The sequence below is a fragment of the Delftia sp. ZNC0008 genome, from assembly GCF_000799035.1.
Lineage (GTDB): Bacteria > Pseudomonadota > Gammaproteobacteria > Burkholderiales > Burkholderiaceae_C > Comamonas > Comamonas tsuruhatensis.
Genome location: NZ_JTKZ01000156.1, coordinates 1 through 18954, shown reverse-complemented (window position 1 = coordinate 18954; position 18954 = coordinate 1). Strand labels below are relative to the sequence as shown.

At 65.9% G+C, this 18954-nt stretch carries 15 protein-coding genes; 10 read left to right on the top strand and 5 right to left on the bottom strand.

The annotated features are described in order from the left end of the window. Window positions 1-12: 12 nt before the first annotated feature. Complete coding sequence (locus L995_RS05295; protein WP_016449756.1) at window positions 13-1935, bottom strand: PrkA family serine protein kinase; 1923 nt, start codon at window positions 1933-1935, stop codon at window positions 13-15. Between the two features lie 372 nt (window positions 1936-2307). Between L995_RS05295 and L995_RS05290 the strand changes: the two genes are divergently transcribed. From L995_RS05290 to L995_RS05285, 3 genes are all read left to right on the top strand, one after another. Further along, window positions 2308-5649 carry a mechanosensitive ion channel domain-containing protein gene (locus tag L995_RS05290; protein WP_047469864.1) on the top strand — a complete coding sequence of 1114 codons (3342 nt, stop codon included), beginning with the start codon at window positions 2308-2310 and terminating at the stop codon, window positions 5647-5649. Window positions 5650-5857: 208 nt separating this feature from the next. After that, the gene (locus L995_RS32785; protein ID WP_156135990.1) at window positions 5858-6439 is read left to right on the top strand and encodes a hypothetical protein; all 582 of its coding nucleotides are present in this window, start codon (window positions 5858-5860) and stop codon (window positions 6437-6439) included. Next, entirely contained in the window at window positions 6402-6947 is a 546-nt protein-coding gene (locus L995_RS05285) for a hypothetical protein (protein ID WP_047469861.1), read from the top strand. The genes L995_RS32785 and L995_RS05285 overlap by 38 nt, the downstream gene beginning before the upstream one ends. Window positions 6948-6955: 8 nt before the next feature. On the opposite strand, the gene L995_RS05280 is transcribed toward L995_RS05285, so the two are convergent. Next, window positions 6956-8704, bottom strand: coding sequence for a methyl-accepting chemotaxis protein (locus tag L995_RS05280; RefSeq protein ID WP_082001489.1), 1749 nt, complete (start codon window positions 8702-8704; stop codon window positions 6956-6958). Between the two features lie 358 nt (window positions 8705-9062). Here L995_RS05280 and L995_RS05275 point away from each other — a divergent pair, with 358 nt between their 5' ends. Next, a complete protein-coding gene (locus tag L995_RS05275; RefSeq protein WP_047469858.1) occupies window positions 9063-9902 on the top strand; it encodes a fumarylacetoacetate hydrolase family protein in 840 nt (279 codons plus the stop codon). 54 nt (window positions 9903-9956) lie between these two features. On the opposite strand, the gene pmbA is transcribed toward L995_RS05275, so the two are convergent. Further along, complete coding sequence (gene pmbA / locus L995_RS05270) at window positions 9957-11366, bottom strand: metalloprotease PmbA (protein WP_047469855.1); 1410 nt, start codon at window positions 11364-11366, stop codon at window positions 9957-9959. 66 nt (window positions 11367-11432) lie between these two features. Between pmbA and yjgA the strand changes: the two genes are divergently transcribed. Both yjgA and mog read left to right on the top strand, forming a co-directional pair. Beyond that, window positions 11433-12110 (top strand): ribosome biogenesis factor YjgA, encoded by a 678-nt coding sequence (gene yjgA, locus L995_RS05265; RefSeq protein WP_016449652.1) that lies wholly within the window; start codon window positions 11433-11435, stop codon window positions 12108-12110. Next, complete coding sequence (gene mog, locus L995_RS05260) at window positions 12103-12708, top strand: molybdopterin adenylyltransferase (protein ID WP_016449653.1); 606 nt, start codon at window positions 12103-12105, stop codon at window positions 12706-12708. The genes yjgA and mog overlap by 8 nt, the downstream gene beginning before the upstream one ends. A 104-nt stretch (window positions 12709-12812) precedes the next feature. Here the strand turns inward: mog and L995_RS31755 are convergent, their stop codons facing one another. Both L995_RS31755 and L995_RS05250 read right to left on the bottom strand, forming a co-directional pair. Then, window positions 12813-13106, bottom strand: a complete 294-nt coding sequence (locus tag L995_RS31755; RefSeq protein WP_082001488.1) for a hypothetical protein — start codon at window positions 13104-13106, stop codon at window positions 12813-12815. Beyond that, window positions 13087-13773 (bottom strand): helix-turn-helix transcriptional regulator, encoded by a 687-nt coding sequence (locus tag L995_RS05250; protein WP_047469853.1) that lies wholly within the window; start codon window positions 13771-13773, stop codon window positions 13087-13089. The genes L995_RS31755 and L995_RS05250 overlap by 20 nt, the downstream gene beginning before the upstream one ends. 322 nt (window positions 13774-14095) lie before the next feature. Between L995_RS05250 and L995_RS05245 the strand changes: the two genes are divergently transcribed. The 4 genes from L995_RS05245 to L995_RS05230 all read left to right on the top strand — a co-directional run. Further along, window positions 14096-15307 carry an ABC transporter substrate-binding protein gene (locus L995_RS05245; RefSeq protein WP_016449656.1) on the top strand — a complete coding sequence of 404 codons (1212 nt, stop codon included), beginning with the start codon at window positions 14096-14098 and terminating at the stop codon, window positions 15305-15307. Between the two features lie 190 nt (window positions 15308-15497). Further along, window positions 15498-16682: an efflux RND transporter periplasmic adaptor subunit gene (locus L995_RS05240; protein ID WP_016449657.1), complete on the top strand. Its 1185-nt coding sequence runs from the start codon at window positions 15498-15500 to the stop codon at window positions 16680-16682. Between the two features lie 2 nt (window positions 16683-16684). After that, entirely contained in the window at window positions 16685-18631 is a 1947-nt protein-coding gene (locus tag L995_RS05235; protein ID WP_047469851.1) for a MacB family efflux pump subunit, read from the top strand. 1 nt (window position 18632) lies between these two features. Beyond that, window positions 18633-18954, top strand: a 322-nt coding sequence (locus tag L995_RS05230; protein ID WP_047469848.1) for a TolC family protein, incomplete at its 3' end; no start/stop codon positions are given.

The window sequence follows — 18954 nt, the reverse complement described above, 5'->3', positions numbered from 1 at the left end:
CGCACCCACCCGTCAGTTGCTCTTGCGAACGCGCAGATACCACTCGCACAGCAGGCGCACCTGCTTGGACGTATAGCCCTTGGCCTCCATGCGGGTGACAAAGTCCTCGTGCTTGCGGGCATCCTCGGCACTGGCCTTGGCGTTGAAGCTGATCACGGGCAGCAGCTCCTCGGTATTGGAGAACATCTTCTTCTCGATCACCACGCGCAGCTTCTCGTAGCTGGTCCAGCTGGGGTTCTTGCCCTGGTTGTTGGCCCGCGCGCGCAGCACAAAGTTGACGATCTCGTTGCGGAAGTCCTTGGCATTGGCGATGCCCGCGGGCTTCTCGACCTTCTCCATCTCGGCGTTGAGCGCGTTGCGGTCGAAGGCCTCGCCGGTATCGTTGTCGCGGTACTCGCTGTCCTGTATCCAGTAGTCGGCGTAGGTGACGTAGCGGTCGAAGATGTTCTGGCCGTACTCGCTGTAGCTCTCCAGATAGGCCGTCTGGATTTCCTTGCCGATGAACTCGGCATAGTGCGGCGACAGGTATTCCTTGATGTAGCTGGTGTACTTGGTCTCCAGCTCGGCAGGGAACTGCTCGCGCTCGATCTGCTGCTCCAGCACATACATCAGGTGCACCGGATTGGCCGCCACCTCGGTACTGTCGTAGTTGAAGACCTTGGACAGGATCTTGAACGCGAAGCGCGTGGAGATGCCCGACATGCCCTCGTCCACGCCCGCATAGTCGCGGTACTCCTGGAAGCTCTTGGCGCGCGGGTCCGTGTCCTTGAGGCTCTCGCCGTCATAGACCTGCATCTTGCTGAAGATGCTGGAGTTCTCGGGCTCCTTCAGCCGCGTGAGCACGGCGAACTGGGCCATCATCTTGAGTGTGCCGGGCGCGCACACGGCGCTGGCCAGGGAGGACTCGCGGATCAGCTTCTCGTAGATGCGCACCTCCTCCGACACGCGCAGGCAATAAGGCACCTTGACGATGTAGACGCGGTCCAGGAAGGCCTCGTTGTTGCGGTTGTTGCGGAAGGCCTTCCACTCGCTCTCGTTGCTGTGGGCCAGCACCATGCCGTCGAAGGGAATGGCGCCAAAACCCTCCGTTCCCTTGTAGTTGCTCTCCTGCGTGGCCGTCAGCAGCGGGTGCAGCACCTTGATGGGCGCCTTGAACATCTCCACGAACTCCAGCAGGCCCTGGTTGGCCAGGCACAGGCCGCCCGAGTAGCTGTAGGCGTCGGTGTCGTCCTGGGCAAAGTTCTCCAGCTTGCGGATGTCCACCTTGCCCACCAGGCTGGAGATGTCCTGGTTGTTCTCGTCGCCGGGCTCGGTCTTGGCAATGCCCACCTGCCTGGAGATGCTGGGATAGCGCTTGACCACGCGGAACTGGCGGATGTCGCCGCCCAGCTCCTCCAGGCGCTTGACGGCCCAGGGCGACAGCACATGGTTGAGGCAGCGCCGGGGAATGCCGAACTGCTCCTCCAGCAGCGGCCCGTCCTCCACGGGGTCGAACAGGCCCAGCGGCGACTCGTTCACGGGCGAGCCCTTGAGCGCGTAGAACGGCACCTTCTGCATCAGGTATTTGAGGCGCTCGGCGATGGAGCTCTTGCCACCGCCCACGGGGCCCAGCAGATAGAGGATCTGCTTGCGCTCTTCCAGGCCCTGGGCCGCATGGCGGAAGAAGCTCACCACCTGCTCGATGGAGTCTTCCATGCCGTAGAACTCGGCGAAGGCCGGATAGCGCCGGATGACCTTGTTGGCAAACAGCCGCGACAGGCGCGGATCATTGCGCGTGTCCACCATTTCGGGTTCGCCTATGGCCGCCAGCATGCGCTGGGCGGCGCCCTCGTAGGCCATGGGATCGCGCTGGCACAGGGCGAGAAATTCGTCCAGCGACATCTCTTCTTCGCGAAGGCGAACGTAACGTGCAGCCGAGTTGCTGATGACATCCATACGACCTCTCCCGGCGGCACCCGAGGGCGAACAGTGCCGCGAAGTTGCAAGGCATTCGCTACCGTGTGGAACTGTTGTAGCACCTTGCATCCGCTTTGAATAGCTCATACGTCCCACATGTCTGCATTGCGCGCGAGGTCACAATGTCAGGTTCCTGGACTACCCCGCTTTTTGCGGCGCCGGGACAGGGGCTTGAGCCAGCCGGGCCTGCAGCAAGGCCCGTGAATACAGCGCCTCATGCTCCCACTTTTGACAAATGATAGTCCGCACTCACACAGCGGCACAGGCCCGAATTCAGAACCGATGTCTCCTGCCGACAACCCCCTACTTGCCGCCGGTCGCCCATCGCGCAAACTGGCTGCCGTCACGCCGATGCACCTGCTGTGGGCCCTGTGCCTGCTGCTGGGCCTGCTGACCCCGGGCCTGGCCAAGGCCGCACCGGCAGCAGGCCCTTTGGGTGCCTTGCAGGGCACCCTGGGCGGTGGCTCCGCGTCCGACAAGGAACGAAGCAACGCCATTCAGACCCAGCTCGATGCCGCCGCCTCGGCCACAAAGGAAGCCGATGCGCTGGCCCAGGAACTGGACCGCATGCGCGCCAGGGCACGCACGCCCGTGCCGGCCCTGCCCGCGCCGCTGAGCGACGAGCAGCTGGGCAGCCTGTTCGATCGCTGGAAGGAACGCGTTCCCGCCAACGCCAGCCAGGAAGTGCTGGAACGCCTGCTGGCCGATGAGCGCGATGCCATTGCCGCCCTCAAGGCCGGCATCGAGAAATCCGCGGCCGACCAGGCCAACCTGGTCTCGCAGCCCGGCCCGGGGCGCATCGATCTGTCCATCCTCCAACAACGCGCGCAGGAAAACGCCGAGCCCGTGACCGCCGAGCCCGGCGAAGCCCCCGACCTCACCCAGGCACGCCAGGCAAGGCGCAGCGCAGAGCACCGCCGCGCCCTGCTGGAGCTGGCGCTGCGCCAGGAAGAGCAGTCCACCATCGAAGCCCGCCAGCGCCTGCTGGCCGCCCAGCTGCAGGCCCAGCGCCGCGAGCTGCTGGAGCGCATGCCGCGCGCCGCCTGGCTGACCCAGCGCATTGCCGAGCGCAGCCGCCAGCAACTGGAGCAGCAGGTGCAGGAGATGGAGCTGGCCGCCCAGCACGCTTCCGCCGCCGATCCCGCCATACGCGACCTGGCCCAGCGCAATGCTGCGCTGGCCGCGCAGATCCTCAAGAACTCCAATGAACTGGCGCAGGAGCGCAAGACCCTGGCCAATGACGAATATGTGCGTGACCAGTTGAGCGCCACGCTGCGCGACACCCAGGCACGCCTGCGGCTGGGCGGTGGCAGCGCGGCCGTGGGCCAGTGGCTGTGGCAGCAGCGCGTGGAGCTGTCCTCCGGCAGCACCATGCAGGCCAGGCACCGGGCCGTGCAGCGCCAGCTGGCCGAGCTGCGGCTGATGCTGTTCAACTCCAGCAAATGGCGCCAGAACCCCGGCGCGGACACGGCGGCACAGGCCCCGGCCGACGCTGCGGATGCAGGCGGCGTGGCGGCACCGGAGCCGGCCGCCAACGCCACGGTATCGGCCCAGCAGACCGCTTTGCTGGCACGGCAGGTGGCGCTCACCGATCAGCTGCAACCGGTGTTGCTGCGCCGCATCGCCGTGCTGGAGCAGACCGACGACGCACTGCGCGCGGCCCTGCGCAGCGGCAATGAGTTGCGCCAGGTGCTGGACAAGGAGCTGCTGTGGTTCCCCAGCCACCGCCCCATGGACCGTACCTGGCTCAGCGAGTGGCAGGCGCTGGAGCAGGACATCGAAGGCAGCAGCTCGCCCTGGAAAACCGCGCGCGCCCTGGCCGCCAGCATCTGGAACGATCCCTGGGCCTTTGGCGCCGTCGGCCTGATCGTGGCCCTGCTGCTGGGCCTGCGCCGCTACGCGCTGCGCCAGCTGCAGTCCATCGCCGTGCGCGTGGGCGACTTCATGCGCGACCACTTCGGGCTGAGCCTGCTGGCGCTGGGCTGGAGCCTGCTCTACACCCTGCCCTGGAGCTTTGCGGCCGCGGCGCTGGGCAGCCTGCTGCAAGGCCCCGAAACCGTGGGCACGGCGCTGGAGCCGCTGGGCGCCACCCTGGTCCAGCTCAGCGACTTCATCTTCGTGGCCACCTTGCTCAACGCCCTGTTCTGCCCGGGCGGGCTGGCACTGGCCCACTTCGGCTGGCCGGCTGCTCGCGTGCAGATGCTGCGCCAGATGGTGCGCCGCGCCGCCTGGCTGATCGTGCCTGCCGAACTGCTGGGCGGCCTGGCCTTCTACAGCCATGACAACCACGCCATCAGCACCTGGGGGCGCATCTCCATCCTCATGCTGTCGCTGGGGCTGGCCTGGATGGCCTGGCTGTACTTTCGCCGTGTCATGCAGCAAAAGCGGCCCGGCATCCACTGGGGCCAGATCGTCAGCGTGGTGCTGATGCTCATGCTCAGCGCGCTGGCCGTGGGCATCGTGCTCGGCTATGTCTACACGGCCACCGAAGTCATCCAGGCCCTGATGGCCAGCTTCGTGTTCCTGGGCGCGGTCGAGGTCGTGGTCAACCTGCTGCGGCGCTGGCTGCTGCTGGGCGAGCGGCGCCTGGCGCTGAACCGGCTGCGCGAAGCCGCCAGACTGGCCCAGAGCGGCTCGGGAGTGGACACCGGCAAGGCCCCCACCGACGAAGCCACCCAGATGGCCCTGGTCACCGTGGGCGCCCAGGCGCACCGGCTGCTGGGCCTGCTGCAGCAGGTGCTGGTCGTGCTGACCCTGGTCTACGCCTGGCTGCCCGTGCTGCCTGCGCTGCTGCGCTCCGAAGGCGTGGTGCTCTGGTACACCACCAACACCGGCGCCGACGGCATCGCGCATGCCGCCCCCGTGAGCCTGATGGATGCGCTGCTGGGCGTGATGATCCTGCTGCTGACCTTCAGCTTTGCACGCAACCTGCCGGGCCTGCTGGAAGTGACGCTGTCGGCCTCCAACCGCATCAGCAGCTCCGCGCGCTACACCCTGGCCACGCTGGCGCGCTACGCCATCACCATCGCGGGCACGGTCAGCGCCTTCACGCTGCTGGGCCTGCGCTGGGGCCAGCTGCAGTGGATGGTGGCGGCGCTCACCGTGGGCCTGGGCTTCGGCCTGCAGGAGATCTTCGCCAACTTCGTCTCGGGCCTGATCCTGCTGGTGGAGCGGCCCTTCCGCGTGGGCGATGTCATCACCATCGACACCCTCACCGGCACCGTCACGCGCATCCGCACGCGGGCCACCACGGTGCTGGACTTCGACAACAAGGAAATCGTCATCCCCAACAAGACCTTCATCACCGGCCAGGTGACGAACTGGACCTTGAGCGACGACGTGACCCGCCTGGTGATCGACGTGCCCGTGGCCCACGGCAACGACCCCGAGCAGGTGCGCGACATGCTGCTGGACATTGCCAGGGAGCACCCCCAGGTGCTGCGCGAGCCCGAGCCCAACTGCTGGTTCATGGCGCTGGAAGGCAACGGCCAGCGCTTCGAGCTGCGCGCCTACGTGGGCAAGGTCGAAGACCGCCTGCCCGTGCGCCACGACCTCAACCGCCGCGTCAACGACCGGCTCAAGGACGCTGGCATTGCCGTGGCCTTCCCGCAGCTGGACCTGCATGTGCGCAACATGCCGGCCCATGCACCGGGGCAGCCGGCGCAGCAGACACCGCCCCAGCCGGCTGCATGAGACATTGAAACCCGCCACTCTCGACCCATGGAGTGGCGGGCCATGGGCACCACGGCATTCCACCCTCAAATCACCGTGACTCATATATCCTAGGATCATTCTGAAAATTTTCATCCCCCTTCATTTCCTCCTCCAACTGAATGGCAATCCGCACACAATCGGCATCTCACAACGATGTCTGCGGACGCTTCAAATCCTAGAAGGGGCAATGGCGGAAAGAAAATATACCAGTGCAGGAACGGATGGCTGGCTCAATGTCAGGCGCGAGCCTTCGGGGATCATCATTGCGTTGCCCGAGTATATTGCCACCGAGATGGAGTCATCCTCGAATGGGCGCGACCACTTCATTGTCAAGGAGGGGGTGGAAAGAGGTAACAGGTTTTCCGTGAAGGCTGGCTATCTCAAGACACAGCCTCCCGCATACAGACCGGCTGCGAGCATGCAGTTCAGCTTGAGCAGATCCATCCTGACCTATGCGACAGGACGAGCCAGGGCCTTCACCGACGAGGGCAACCCCATCAGGCCAGGAACCCATCCCATTCAGCTTCCTGATTTCCCCCATCATCTGGGCGCCATATATCTGCAACAGTCAGCCTATGCGAAAAACTGGTTCTACCTGGGCCAGGGAAATTCCGTGATTGGAAAGAACGACAGATATCTTCATCCGGGCGGTGTCAGCAATGGCTGTATCACAGTGCATCCGACCGATTGGACCCAGCTCTATCAATATCTTGTGCTGTGCAGGAGTGGTGATGAAAAAACAGTTGGCAATGTCGTTGTTGTTCGCTAGCACATACTTCTTGCAAGGATGCTACGCGCAGGAAAACAGCGATATCAATATCTTGAGCAGGCAGGAAATCAACGATCCGGATTTCATATCCGACTGGTTGAGATCCCACAAGCACATCGATCAAACGATGGCAAAACGCCTGTTCGAACATGGGATGAAGGAAAAGCAGCGAAAGGCATGGTCTTCAGCCAGCAAATATTTCGGGGAAAGCATGATCCGCTATCCACGACCGGAGACGCTATCCGCATACATGGACGTCAAATTGCAGATGCTCGCCATGGTCAGAAAGCGAGAGGGCGATATTCAGGAAAAGCTTCCACTGGACATGAACTACGCGCTCAAGCTCTACCGTTCTGCGCTTTCGGCCAACATGGTATTGGGAACATTGTCCGAAGAGGAAAAGACGCGCATTGAAAACCATGTGAGTTGCCTACAGGCCTATGCAGCGGCTGGCCGTCCCGACATGGACTGCGAGCCGCTGCACTGGTACTACAACGCGGCCCGATGAACACAGGGTCAGAACACTTCCCAGTTCTCACCAGCGCGCTCGGCTGCAGTGCGGGGGCCAGGCACCCGCATTGCCGTGGATGTCGATCCGCTGTCGCCCCGCATGGCGGCCTGCGCCCCGGACTGGCGAGGCAAGCTGTCGGCACCTGAAGGCAGACCACGCACGCCGGAGGCCACGGCGGGCTTCGCGACAGGAGCCTGATCGGCAGGTGAGGACAGCCCATCCAGCTTGAACAGACTGACCAGATCGACCAACCTGGCAGCCTGCGCGTTCAGGCTGGCAGCAGCCGCCGCCGACTCTTCGACCAGGGCGGCGTTCTGCTGCGTGACCTGGTCCAGCTGTACGACGGCGTCGCCCACCTGCGCCACACCATCGGCCTGCTCGGCCGTGGCTGCGCCTATCTCGCCGATCAGGTCGGCCACCTGCTGCGCCTGGCGGACGATGTCCTGCATCGCGGAACCTGCCTCGCCCACCAGACCGGAGCCTTCATCCACCTTGGACACGCTCTCGCCTATCAGGGCCTTGATCTCCTTGGCTGCCCCAGCGCTGCGCTGGGCCAGGCTGCGCACTTCGGATGCCACCACGGCAAAGCCACGCCCCTGCTCGCCCGCCCGTGCTGCCTCCACGGCGGCATTGAGCGCCAGGATGTTGGTCTGGAAGGCAATGGAGTCGATCACTCCGATGATGTCCTCGATCTTCCGGGAACTCGCGGTGATCTGCTCCATGGTGGCCACAACGCGGTCCACGATCTTGCCGCCGCCAGTGGCGGCCTGGCTCGACGAAGCGGCCAGCTGGGTGGCGGTACGCACCGTATCGGCATTGAGCTTGACGGTGGCGTTCATCTCCTCCATGGAGGCGGCGGTCTGCTCCAGATTGCTGGCCTGCTCCTCCGTGCGCTGGCTCAGGTCGGCATTGCCCGATGCGATCTGGCTGGCGCCGGTCGCGATGGATTCGCTGCTTTGCCGCACATCGGCGACCACGCGCGCCAGGCCGGCACGCATGTCCTCCATGGCGTGCAGCAGGCTGGAGGTGTCTCCGGGCGCCAGTTGCACCCGCACGGACAAATCGCCCTGCGCGATCTGGCGCGCCACCCCGGCGGCATAGGAGGGCTCTCCGCCCAGCTGCTGCTTGACCGTCGTGGTGATCATCCAGGCCACCAGAGAGCCCAGCGCGGCGGCCAGCAGCGTCAGCACCAGCATGGCCACGCCGTCTTCGGCCACGCTGCGCAGGGAGCCGTCCACCGTGGCCTGTGTCTGGGACTTCTGGTAGGAGACCAGCGCCTCGACCGCATCGAAATAGGTCGTCTGCAAGGCGCGCAGGCGTCCCATGATCAGGTCCCTGGCCGCATCGCCCTGGTTGGCCAGGCCCAGGTCCCCGGCCTGGCGCATGGTCTCCACGAAAGGCTCGCGCGCCTGCCGTATGACGGCAAAGAGCCGGCGCGCCTGCTCGGTCTGCAGGCGCTGGTCCAACTCCTTCATGACCAGGCCGTTCCTGGCAACCACCTCATCCAGCCTGCGGCTCTCCTCGGCCATCTGCGCCGTATCGGTGATCAGCGCCAGATTGCGCACCACCCGCGCCGACACATTGGCGTTGTCCTTGAGCGATTGCAGCCGGGCCAGATTGCCCATGCGGTCCTCGGCCAAAACACGCAACTGCTCCCCCTGATCGTGCAGCTTCATCCAGCCGAAGCCGGCCACGCACACGCAGACCACGATCACCGCAAGGAAACCCATGCCCAGCATGGTTCCCAACTTCATACGCCTCAGAAAACCCACGTCGCTCTCCCTCGAACCACCTAAGCAAACCGGCCAGACTGCTGGCACGGAATAAACACATTCAGGAACAAATTTGACAATTTGAATCAGTCGCATCGCCTTCCCAAACCCTGTTCATCCGGTAGGACAGCGCCTTGCCGACATGCAGGCATCGGGCTGCCAGCCGTCGTGATCGGAGGCAGTGGGCGCATGGATATCCCGCGCACCGACAAGGCCCCGTCATTCCCAGACTTCGCGAGACATTCCTCACAATGGGCGCCGGCATTTGCGCACCCGCAGCTGCTCAACAGCACCTGCAAACGGCAGAGCGACCCACTCCAGGAACTCCAGAGGAGACTCCATGAAACTGCTGAGATTCGGCCCCGAGGGCCAGGAAAAGCCCGGCCTGCTGGATGCCGAAGGCCAGATCCGCGACGTGTCCGCCCTGTTGGACGACTACACGCCCCGCCTGCTGGGCCGCGAGGCGCTGCGGGCCCTGGCCGCCATCGACCCTGCCAGGCTGCCCCTGGTGCAAGGCCCGGTGCGCATCGGCATGCCCTGGAGCGGCATGTCCAAGTTCGTCGCCATCGGCCTGAACTACCGCGACCATGCCGAGGAAGCCGGCATGCCCATCCCCAAGGAGCCCATCCTCTTCGCCAAATGGCCCAGCTGCGCCTGCGGCCCCGACGACGACATCCCCCTGCCCGAGGGCAGCACGCGCATGGACTGGGAGGTGGAACTGGGCATCGTCATCGGCGAGCGCGCGCGCAATGTGTCCGTGGCCGATGCGCTGGAGCATGTGGCCGGCTACTGCCTTGCCAACGATGTGTCCGAGCGCGAATACCAGATTGACCGCAGCGGTGGCCAGTGGAGCAAGGGCAAGGGTTTCGACCGCTTCGGCCCCATCGGCCCCTGGCTGGTCACGCGCGACGAAGTGCCCGATCCGCAGGCCCTGCAGCTATGGCTGGATGTGAACGGGGAGCGCCGCCAGAGCGGCAGCACGCGCACCATGATCTTTGGCTGCGCCGAACTCATCAGCCACTGCAGCCGCGTGATGACGCTGGAGCCCGGCGACCTCATCATCACCGGCACGCCCCCGGGAGTCGGGATGGGCATGAAGCCGCCGCGCTATCTGAAGGCTGGCGATGTGATGGAGCTGGGGATCGAGGGACTGGGCGTGCAGAGGCAGCGCGTGGTGTAGATCCACAAAAAAGCGGCTTCAAAAAGCCGCTTTATTTTTGAGCTGAACCAGCGCTCAGCTGCCCGCCACCTTCATGCGGTTGATCAGGATAGAGCCCACGGTCTTGGCGCCGTAGTTGTAGGCATCCGCGCCCACGGCCTCGATGCCCTTGAGCATGTCCTTGAGGTTGCCGGCGATGGTGATCTCATGCACGGGGAAGGCGATTTCGCCGTTTTCCACCCAGAAGCCGCTGACGCCGCGCGAGTAGTCGCCGGTCACGTAGTTCACGCCCTGGCCCATGAGTTCGATCACGAACAGGCCCGTGCCCAGCCTCTTGAGCATGGCGGGCAGGTCGTCGCCGGCCTTGGTGCGGCGCGAGGTCATGACCAGGTTGTGCGATCCGCCGGCATTGCCGGTGGTCTTCATGCCCAGCTTGCGTGCCGAGTAGCTGGACAGGAAGTAGCCCTCGACGCGGCCGGCATCCACCACCTTGCGGGCCTGCACGCGCACGCCTTCCTCGTCGAAGGGCGAGCTGCCCTTGCCGCCGAGGATGAAGGGATCTTCCGTGATGTCGATGTGCTTGGGGAAGACGGGCTTGCCCAGCGAGTCGAGCAGGAAGGTGCTGCGGCGGTACAGCGCGCCGCCGCTGACGGCCTGCACGAAGCTGCCCAGCAGGCCGGCGGCCAGCGTGGACTCGAACAGCACCGGGCACTCGGTGGTCGGGATCTTGCGGCTGCCCAGGCGGCTCAGGGCGCGCTGGGCGGCGTAGCGGCCCACAGCCTCGGGCGAGGCCAGGTCGGCCGCGTTGCGCATGGAGCTGTACCAGGCATCGCGCTGCATCTCGCCATTGCGGCCGGGCAGCGATGCGATGGGCGCCACCGACAGGCTGTGGCGCGAGCTGGCGTAGCCGCCACGGAAACCATTGGTATGGGCGCTGAAGAAATGGCTTTGCTGGGCCGAGACGCCAGCGCCTTCGCTGTTGGTGATGCGCTTGTGCGTGCCCAGGGCAGCTTCTTCGCACTGCAGCGCCAGCTGCGCCGCAGCCTCGCTGGTCAGCTCCCAGGGGTGGAACAGCTGCAGGTCACGGTGGGTGCCGGGCGGGGCGATGTCGGCCGCATCGGGCAGGCCGGCCATGGGGTCCTCGGCCGTGAAGCGCGCGATGTCGTAGGCGGCCTGCACGGTCTGCTGGATGGCGGCATCCGAGAAGTCGGAGGTGCTGGCGTTGCCACGGCGGTTGCCCAGGTAGACGGTCACGCCCAGCGACTTGTCGCGGTTGCGCTCCACGGTCTCCAGCGCCCCCTTGCGCACACTCACGCTCAGGCCGCAGCCCTCGGAAGCCTCGGCTCCGGCGTCGGTGGCGCCGAGCTTCTTGGCGTGGACCAGGGCACGGTCCACCAGGTCTTCAAAAAACGGTTGGCTGTAGCTGAAGCCGGAATCAGCCTGCGGTTTGGCGGTGCTTGCCGCGCGGGGACGGGGTTTTTTCATAGCGGCGGCTATGATAGCCGCCACTGCAGCGCCCTCCGCGCCGCCACTGTATTTGTCCCCTACCCCATGTCACGCAAACCCAAAAAAGGCTACTACGTCAAAGGTCACTTCGTTGCCGAAGGCAGCGAACTCGACCTGCAGCTCAAGGCCGAACTCAAAGGCACTCCCGACTCCAGCAAGACGGATCTCAAGCGCGAGTCCGACGCCTTGCAGGACCTCGGCAAGGATTTGCTGACGCTGCGCTCCGACCTGTTCAAGCGCCTGCAATTGCCCGACCAGCTGGCCGATGCCCTGGCCGAGGCCAAGCGCATCACCAATTTCGAAGGCAAGCGCCGCCAGATGCAGTACGTCGGCAAGCTCATGCGCAAGCTGGACGAGACCGAGATCGCCGCCGTGCGCGCCGCGCTGGACGAGCAGCACAACGGATCGGCCGCCGAGAAGATGGCCCTGCACGCCGCCGAGCAATGGCGCGACCGCCTGATTGCCGAGGAATCGGCCCTGTCCATCTGGCTGGACCATTTCCCCGACACAGACACCCAGCAGCTGCGCGCCCTGATCCGCCAGGCCCGCAAGGACATGCCGGGCGCCCATGAGGCCAATGTGCAGGAATCCACCGGCCTGGCCCAGCGCAAGGGCCGCGCCTACCGCGATCTGTTCCAGCTGGTGCGCCAGCAGTTGGGCGGCACGGGCCGCGAGACAGCCGAGGACGGTGACGGCGCTGGCGAGGAAGCCGACGATGAGTGAGCCCGTCCATGACGCCGTGCGCATCGGCATCGTCTCGATCAGCGACCGTGCCAGCAGCGGCGTCTATGAGGACAAGGGCCTGCCGGCCCTGCAGGACTGGCTCACCCGCGCGCTCAGGAACCCCATCACGTTCGAGCCGCGCCTGATCCCCGACGAGCAGGCCGGCATCAGCGCCACGCTGATCGAGTTGGTCGATGCCGGCTGCTGCCTGGTGCTGACCACGGGCGGCACCGGCCCCGCCCCGCGCGATGTCACGCCCGAAGCCACGCTGGCCGTGGCCGACAAGGAAATGCCGGGCTTTGGCGAGCAGATGCGCCAGATCAGCCTGGCCTTTGTGCCCACGGCGATCCTGTCGCGCCAGGTGGCGGTGATCCGTGGCAAGAGCCTGATCATCAACCTGCCGGGCCAGCCCAAGGCCATTGCCGAAACCCTGGAAGGTCTGAAGAACCCCGATGGCACGCAAAAGGTCAACGGCATCTTTGCGGCCGTGCCCTATTGCGTGGACCTGATCGGCGGGCCCTATCTGGAAACGGACGACAGCGTCTGCAAGGCTTTCCGCCCCAAGAGCGCAGTGCGCACCGCGCGACCTGCGGCCTGATCGCGCGGACACGGCAATCGACAAGCAGCCTGCGGGCTGCTTTTTATTTTTTCAGCCCCTTGAACCAGCGCTGAATCCGGGCCCGCAATTGCCGTTTGCCGTCATCACCCAACGGCATGCCGCTTGCCAGTTTCAGTGCCGCATCGACCTGTACATGGCCATGCTCCATCAGTGCCATACTCGTGGAAGCGAGAGCCTTCGCCAATGGATCCGTCGATCCGGTCCGCCAGATCCGGAGCGTTGAGCGGATAGATGTCCGCCTCTGCGGACATCTTGAAAACCGGCTCGGGATACGGGATGGAGCCCAGGATTGCCTGGCTTCCCACGATGACGAATTCATACTCATTCGTCACATCCCCGCTCGCACGAATGATGTGCTCAAGATCCTCTCGGTTCATAGGCCCGCCCTGTATCTCCCAATGCAACGCCCCGCTTGAGATCCCCCACCTGCGCCAGTACCTGCTGGCGCACCTGTTCGGGCAGCACCGATGTCAGGGGCGAGGCCTGGCGCAGTTCCTGGGCCCTTCGCGTGCGGGCCAGGATGGTGCGCCAGCGGCCATTTTGCAAGACATCCTGCCACTGCCTCCACAGGCTGGCGGAATGCGAATCCCCCTGGCTCAACCACCGCTCCAACGTGTCCTGTGCCTGCTGCAGCAATGCCGGGTCAGATCGCACAAGGCGCACGGCTTCTTCATGCAATGCGAGGCTTTGCAGATCCTGCACTTCATGGCGCGCATCCTGCGCACGCACCAGAACCTGTACGACGGGCCTGGCATGGCGCGAACGGGCTGCGGCAGTTCCTGCGGGCGCGGGCTGCAGGGCGTCGCCCGCCAGCAATGCCAATTCTCCCCCTATGCCCAGTTCCGACATGACTCGCAGGTACGTGCCCATGGATGGCCCGGGATCGCCGGACTCGACTGCAGCGAGCGTGCTGCGGGATATGCCTACGCGCGAGGCCATCTCGACCGTGCCCAGCCCCTGCTCCTTGCGCAGACGCTTGAGCCGGTCACCGAACTGCAAAAGCAGTTGGCGCTGAAGAAGGGTGGACTTTTCTGGCGCTTTCATTTGTCCATTATTCTAAGCAAAACCTGAATTTTTGATTGTTTTTCTAGACAATTTAATTCAAGATCAGTGCTCTCTCATCCCCAGGTCAAGGAACGGAAAAGCAGGTCCTGACGCGCGCACAAGCCACGGCCGGGATGCGCAGCGCATGGCGCTCAATCAACGGGCCGGCCACGTTGCAAGGATGAGCGGCTGTACTGTCGCACCGGGGCCACCAAGCCCGTGCTTGCCCCAATGCGGCAGGCCCCTGTCCCTGCCAGCATGGAATCACCCCGGCCCCTGCGCAACAGCAGCGGGCTTTTTCCATCCAAAGCAAGGAGACTTCATGCAGCAACGCCCCAAGACATCGCTGATGACACCGCTGGCCCTGGCACTGTGCGCCGCCGCACTGGCAACGCCGGCCCTGGCGCAGCAGGACAAGGTTCGGATCGGCTTCATCACCGACATGTCCAGTCTCTATGCCGATGTCGAGGGCAAGAACGGCGCCGTGGCGATACAGATGGCCATCGACGACTACGGCGGCAAGCTGCTGGGCAAGCCCATCGAGCTGCTGACGGCCGACCACCAGAACAAGGCCGACATTGCCGCCAGCAAGGCGCGCGAGTGGATTGACACGCAGGGCATCAGCCTGGTGTTTGGCGGCACGAACTCGGCCACGGCCCTGTCCATGGCCAAGGTGGCGCAGGAGAAAAAGCGGGTCTTCATCGACAACGGCGCGGGCAGCTCGGCGCTGACCAACGAGCAGTGCAGCCCCTACACCGTGCACTACGCCTTCGACACCGTGGCCCTGGCCAAGGGCACGGGCGCTGCCGTGGTGGAGGCCGGAGGCAAGAGCTGGTACTTCGTGACCGCCGACTATGCCTTCGGCCATGCGCTGGAGGCCGATACCACCAAGATCATCGAGGCGCGTGGCGGCAAGGTGCTGGGCTCGGTCAAGACGCCGCTGAACGCCAGCGATTTCTCCAGCTTCATGCTGCAGGCGCAGAACTCCAAGGCCCAGATCCTGGGCCTGGCCAACGCGGGTGGCGACACCATCAACTCCATCAAGGCCGCGCGCGAGTTCGGCGTGACCAAGGACATGAAGCTGGCCGGCCTGCTGGTGTTCTTCACCGACGTGCACAGCCTGGGCCTGAAGAACACGCAGGGCATGCAGTTCACCACCAGCTGGTACTGGGACATGAACGATGCCTCGCGCAAGTTCGCCGACGCCTTCATGGCCAAGACCCAGCGCCGCCCCAGCGAAATCCATGCGGCCGACTACTCGGCCACCATGAACTGGCTCAAGGCCGTGGAAAAGGCCGGCACGCTGGATGCCGACAAGGTCATGGCCACCTGGCGCGGCATGAAGATGGATGACTTCTTCGGCAGCGGCTACCTGCGCGAGGACGGCCGCTACGTGCACGACATGTACCTGATGGAAGTGAAATCCCCGGCCGAATCCAAGGGCACCTGGGACTACTACAAGCTGGTCAAGAAGCTGCCGGCCGAGCAGGTCTGGACTACCAAGGCCGAGAGCAAGTGCCAATATTGGCGCTGAACTTGCGCTGAACTTGCGGTGAGCCGAGGGGGCAGCCCGGCCGCTCCCTCTCCTCGCTTTTCTCCACTGAATCTCCATGCCTTGGTCAATGCCGGGACATCGAACCGCGCCAGACTGGTAAGTTCGAGCATCTGGCGCGGCGCCGGGCAGGGACTGTCTCCCCTGCGGCCGACCGCGCGGCAGGGGAAGAATGAAGTTCAATCGCAAATGGGCCATGGTCGCCGTCGCAGGCGCATGCATGGTCGCAGGCCTGGTGTGGTGGAAGGCCAGTGCCAAGCCCTCCACCCAATTCGCAACCGCACCCGTCACCGTCGGCGACCTGGAGCAGACCGTGCTGGCCGTGGGCCGGCTGCACCCCAAGGAACTGGTGGCCGTGGGCGCCCAGGTCTCGGGCCAGGTCCGGCGCCTGCACGTGGAGCTGGGCCAGAAGGTCAAGGCCGGCGAGCTGATCGCCGAAGTCGATGCCCAGCCGCAGCGCATCAAGCTGCGCAATGCCGAGGCATCCGTCACCGCCTTGCAGGCCCAGCTGGCCGCGCGGCGCGCGGCGCTGGTGCAGGCCCGGCTGACCTTCCAGCGCCAGCAGGAGCTGCTGCAGGCCGACGCCACCTCGCGCGCCGACCATGAAGCCGCCAAGGCTGCGCTGGACACCGCGCTGGCCGATGTCGGCGCCCTTCAGGCACAGATAGAGCAGGCACGCACCCAGGTGGAGACCGAGCGCATCAACCTGGGCTACACCCGCATCGTCGCGCCCATGGACGGCGTGATCGTGGCGGTGGTCACCAAGCAGGGCCAGACCCTGAACTCCTTCCAGACCACGCCCACCATCGTCATGCTGGCCAAGCTCGACGTGATGACCGTTCGCGCCGAGATTGCCGAGGCCGACGTGGACAAGATCCAGCTGGGCCAGACGGTCTGGTTCACCACGCTGGGCAGCGGCCGCCAGCGCCACACCGCCACGATCGAGCGCATAGAGCCTGCGCCCGCCTCCATCGCCACAGACGCCACCGCTGGCGCAGCGACCGCCACCGGCGCCCAGGCCGCCAAGGCCATCTACTACAACGCCCAATTCGACGTGCCCAACCCGGAAGGCAAGCTGCGCCCCTCCATGACCGCCCAGGTCACCGTGCGCGTGGCCCAGGCCGACAAGGCCGTGCTCATGCCGGCCGCCGCGCTGGGCAGCCGCGATGCCGACGACAACTACAGCGTGCGCGTGCGCGATGCCCAGGGCCAGGTCACCGAGCGCAAGGTGCGCGTGGGCCTGCGCACCAACGCCCAGGCCCAGGTGCTGTCGGGGCTGGAGCCCGGCGAGCAGGTGGTGATCGGCGAGGCCAGCCCCGGCGGCAAGCCGGCCGGCAGCGACCCGATGGGAATGTAAGCATGGACCATGCATTGCTGCAGATGCAGGGCCTGCGCCGGGAGTTTCCTGCGGGCGACACCACGGTGGCGGTACTCAAGGACATAGACCTGACCATCGAGGCCGGCGAGATGGTGGCCATCGTCGGCGCCTCGGGCTCGGGCAAGTCCACGCTGATGAACATCCTCGGCTGCCTGGACCATCCGACCTCGGGCAGCTACCGCATCGCGGGCCGCGAGACCAGCGAGCTGGGGCCCGACGCGCTGGCCGCGCTGCGGCGCGAGCACTTCGGCTTCATCTTCCAGCGCTACCACCTGCTGCCCGACCTCACGGCCCAGGGCAATGTGGAGCTGCCCGCCGTCTACGCGGCCACACCGGCCGGCGAGCGGCATGCGCGCTCGGCCGCCCTGCTCGAACGCCTGGGCCTGGCCGACCGCATGCAGCACCGGCCGGGCCAGCTGTCGGGCGGGCAGCAGCAGCGCGTGTCCATTGCGCGTGCGCTGATGAACGGCGGCGCCGTCATCCTGGCCGACGAGCCCACGGGCGCGCTGGACAAGGCCAGCGGCGAGCAGGTCATGCGCATCCTGCAGGAGCTGCATGCCGACGGCCACACCATCATCCTGGTCACGCACGACATGGCCGTCGCCGCCCACGCCACGCGCGTGATCGAGATCAGCGACGGCGCCATCATTGCCGACCGGCGCAGCACCCCGCACGAAGCCAGGCCGCCCGTGGAGCCGGCATCCGGCGCGCGCCGGGCCTCCTGGCGCGGACTGTCGGACCGCTTTGGCGAGGCCCTGCGCATGGCCCTGCGCGCCATGAACGCCCACCGCCTGCGCACCTTCCTGACCATGCTGGGCATCATCATCGGCATCTCGGCCGTGGTCTCGGTGGTGGCGCTGGGGCGCGGTGCGCAGCAGCAGGTGATGAACCAGATCAGCGAGCTGGGCACGAACACGCTGGACATCTTCCCCGGCAAGGACTTCGGCGACACGCGCGCGGCCGCCATCGAGACCCTGGTCGCCGCCGACGCCCAGGCCCTGGCCGAGCAGCCCTACGTGGACAGCGCCACGCCCAATGTGTCGGTCGGCGTCACGGCGCTGTACCGCGAGAACGCGGCCACGGCCCAGGTGACGGGCGTGGGCTTCGAGCACTTTCGCGTGCGCGGCCTGCGCCTGGCATCGGGCCGCTTCTTCGACCAGCGCGACGTGGACCTGCACGCCCAGGTGGCGGTGATCGACCAGAAGACCGCCACCGCCCTGTTCCCCACCAACCCCAGCCCGCTGGGCGAGGTCGTGCTGCTGGGCCAGATGCCCGTGGAAATCGTCGGCGTGCTCCGGCCTGCGCAAAACAGCTTCGGCGGCTCCACGCCCACCTTCTTCGTGCCCTACACCGCAGCCGCCACGCGCCTGGTCGGCAAGTACCACCTGGACAGCATCACGCTGCGCATCAAGGACGCGGTGCCGGCCGAGATCGCGCAAAAGGCCGCCACCAGCCTGCTGACCGAGCGCCATGGCACCAAGGACTTCTTCATCTGGAACTCCGACCAGATCCGCCAGGCCATCACGCGCACCAGCACCACGCTGACGCTGCTGGTCTCGGCCATCGCCATGATTGCGCTGCTGGTGGGCGGCATCGGCGTGATGAACATCATGCTGGTGTCGGTGACCGAGCGCACGCGCGAGATCGGCGTGCGCATGGCCATCGGCGCGCGCCAGTCGGACATCCTTCAGCAGTTCCTGATCGAGGCCGTGCTGGTCTGCATCGTGGGCGGCATCCTGGGTGTCTCTCTGGCGCTGGGCCTGGGCCTGGCAGTGAGCCTGTCGGGCTCCAGCTTCCAGCTCTCGTTCTCGGCCGCCTCCATCGTGCTGGCCGTGGCCTGCTCCTCCCTCATCGGGATCGGCTTCGGCTTCCTGCCGGCGCGCAGTGCTGCGCGCCTCGACCCCGTACAGGCTCTATCGAGAGATTGACATGCATATGCTGAAGACCGGCGTGCTGGCATGCGCAGTGGCCCTGGCCGGCTGCGGCGCCATCACGCGCACAACCTACGAGGCGCCGCAGGTGGCGCTGCCCGCACAGTTCGAGCATGCGCAGCCATCGGCGGCCGCGCCTGCGCCCGAGGCATGGTGGCGCGCCTTCGGCGATCCGCGCCTGGATGCATGGATCGACATGGCCCTTGCGCGCAACCCCGACCTGGCAACGGCAGGCATCCGTGTGCGCCGCGCCGCGCTGCAGGCGCAGCTGGCGGGCCGCGCCCTGCTGCCGCAACCCGGCGGCACACTCAGCACCGGGG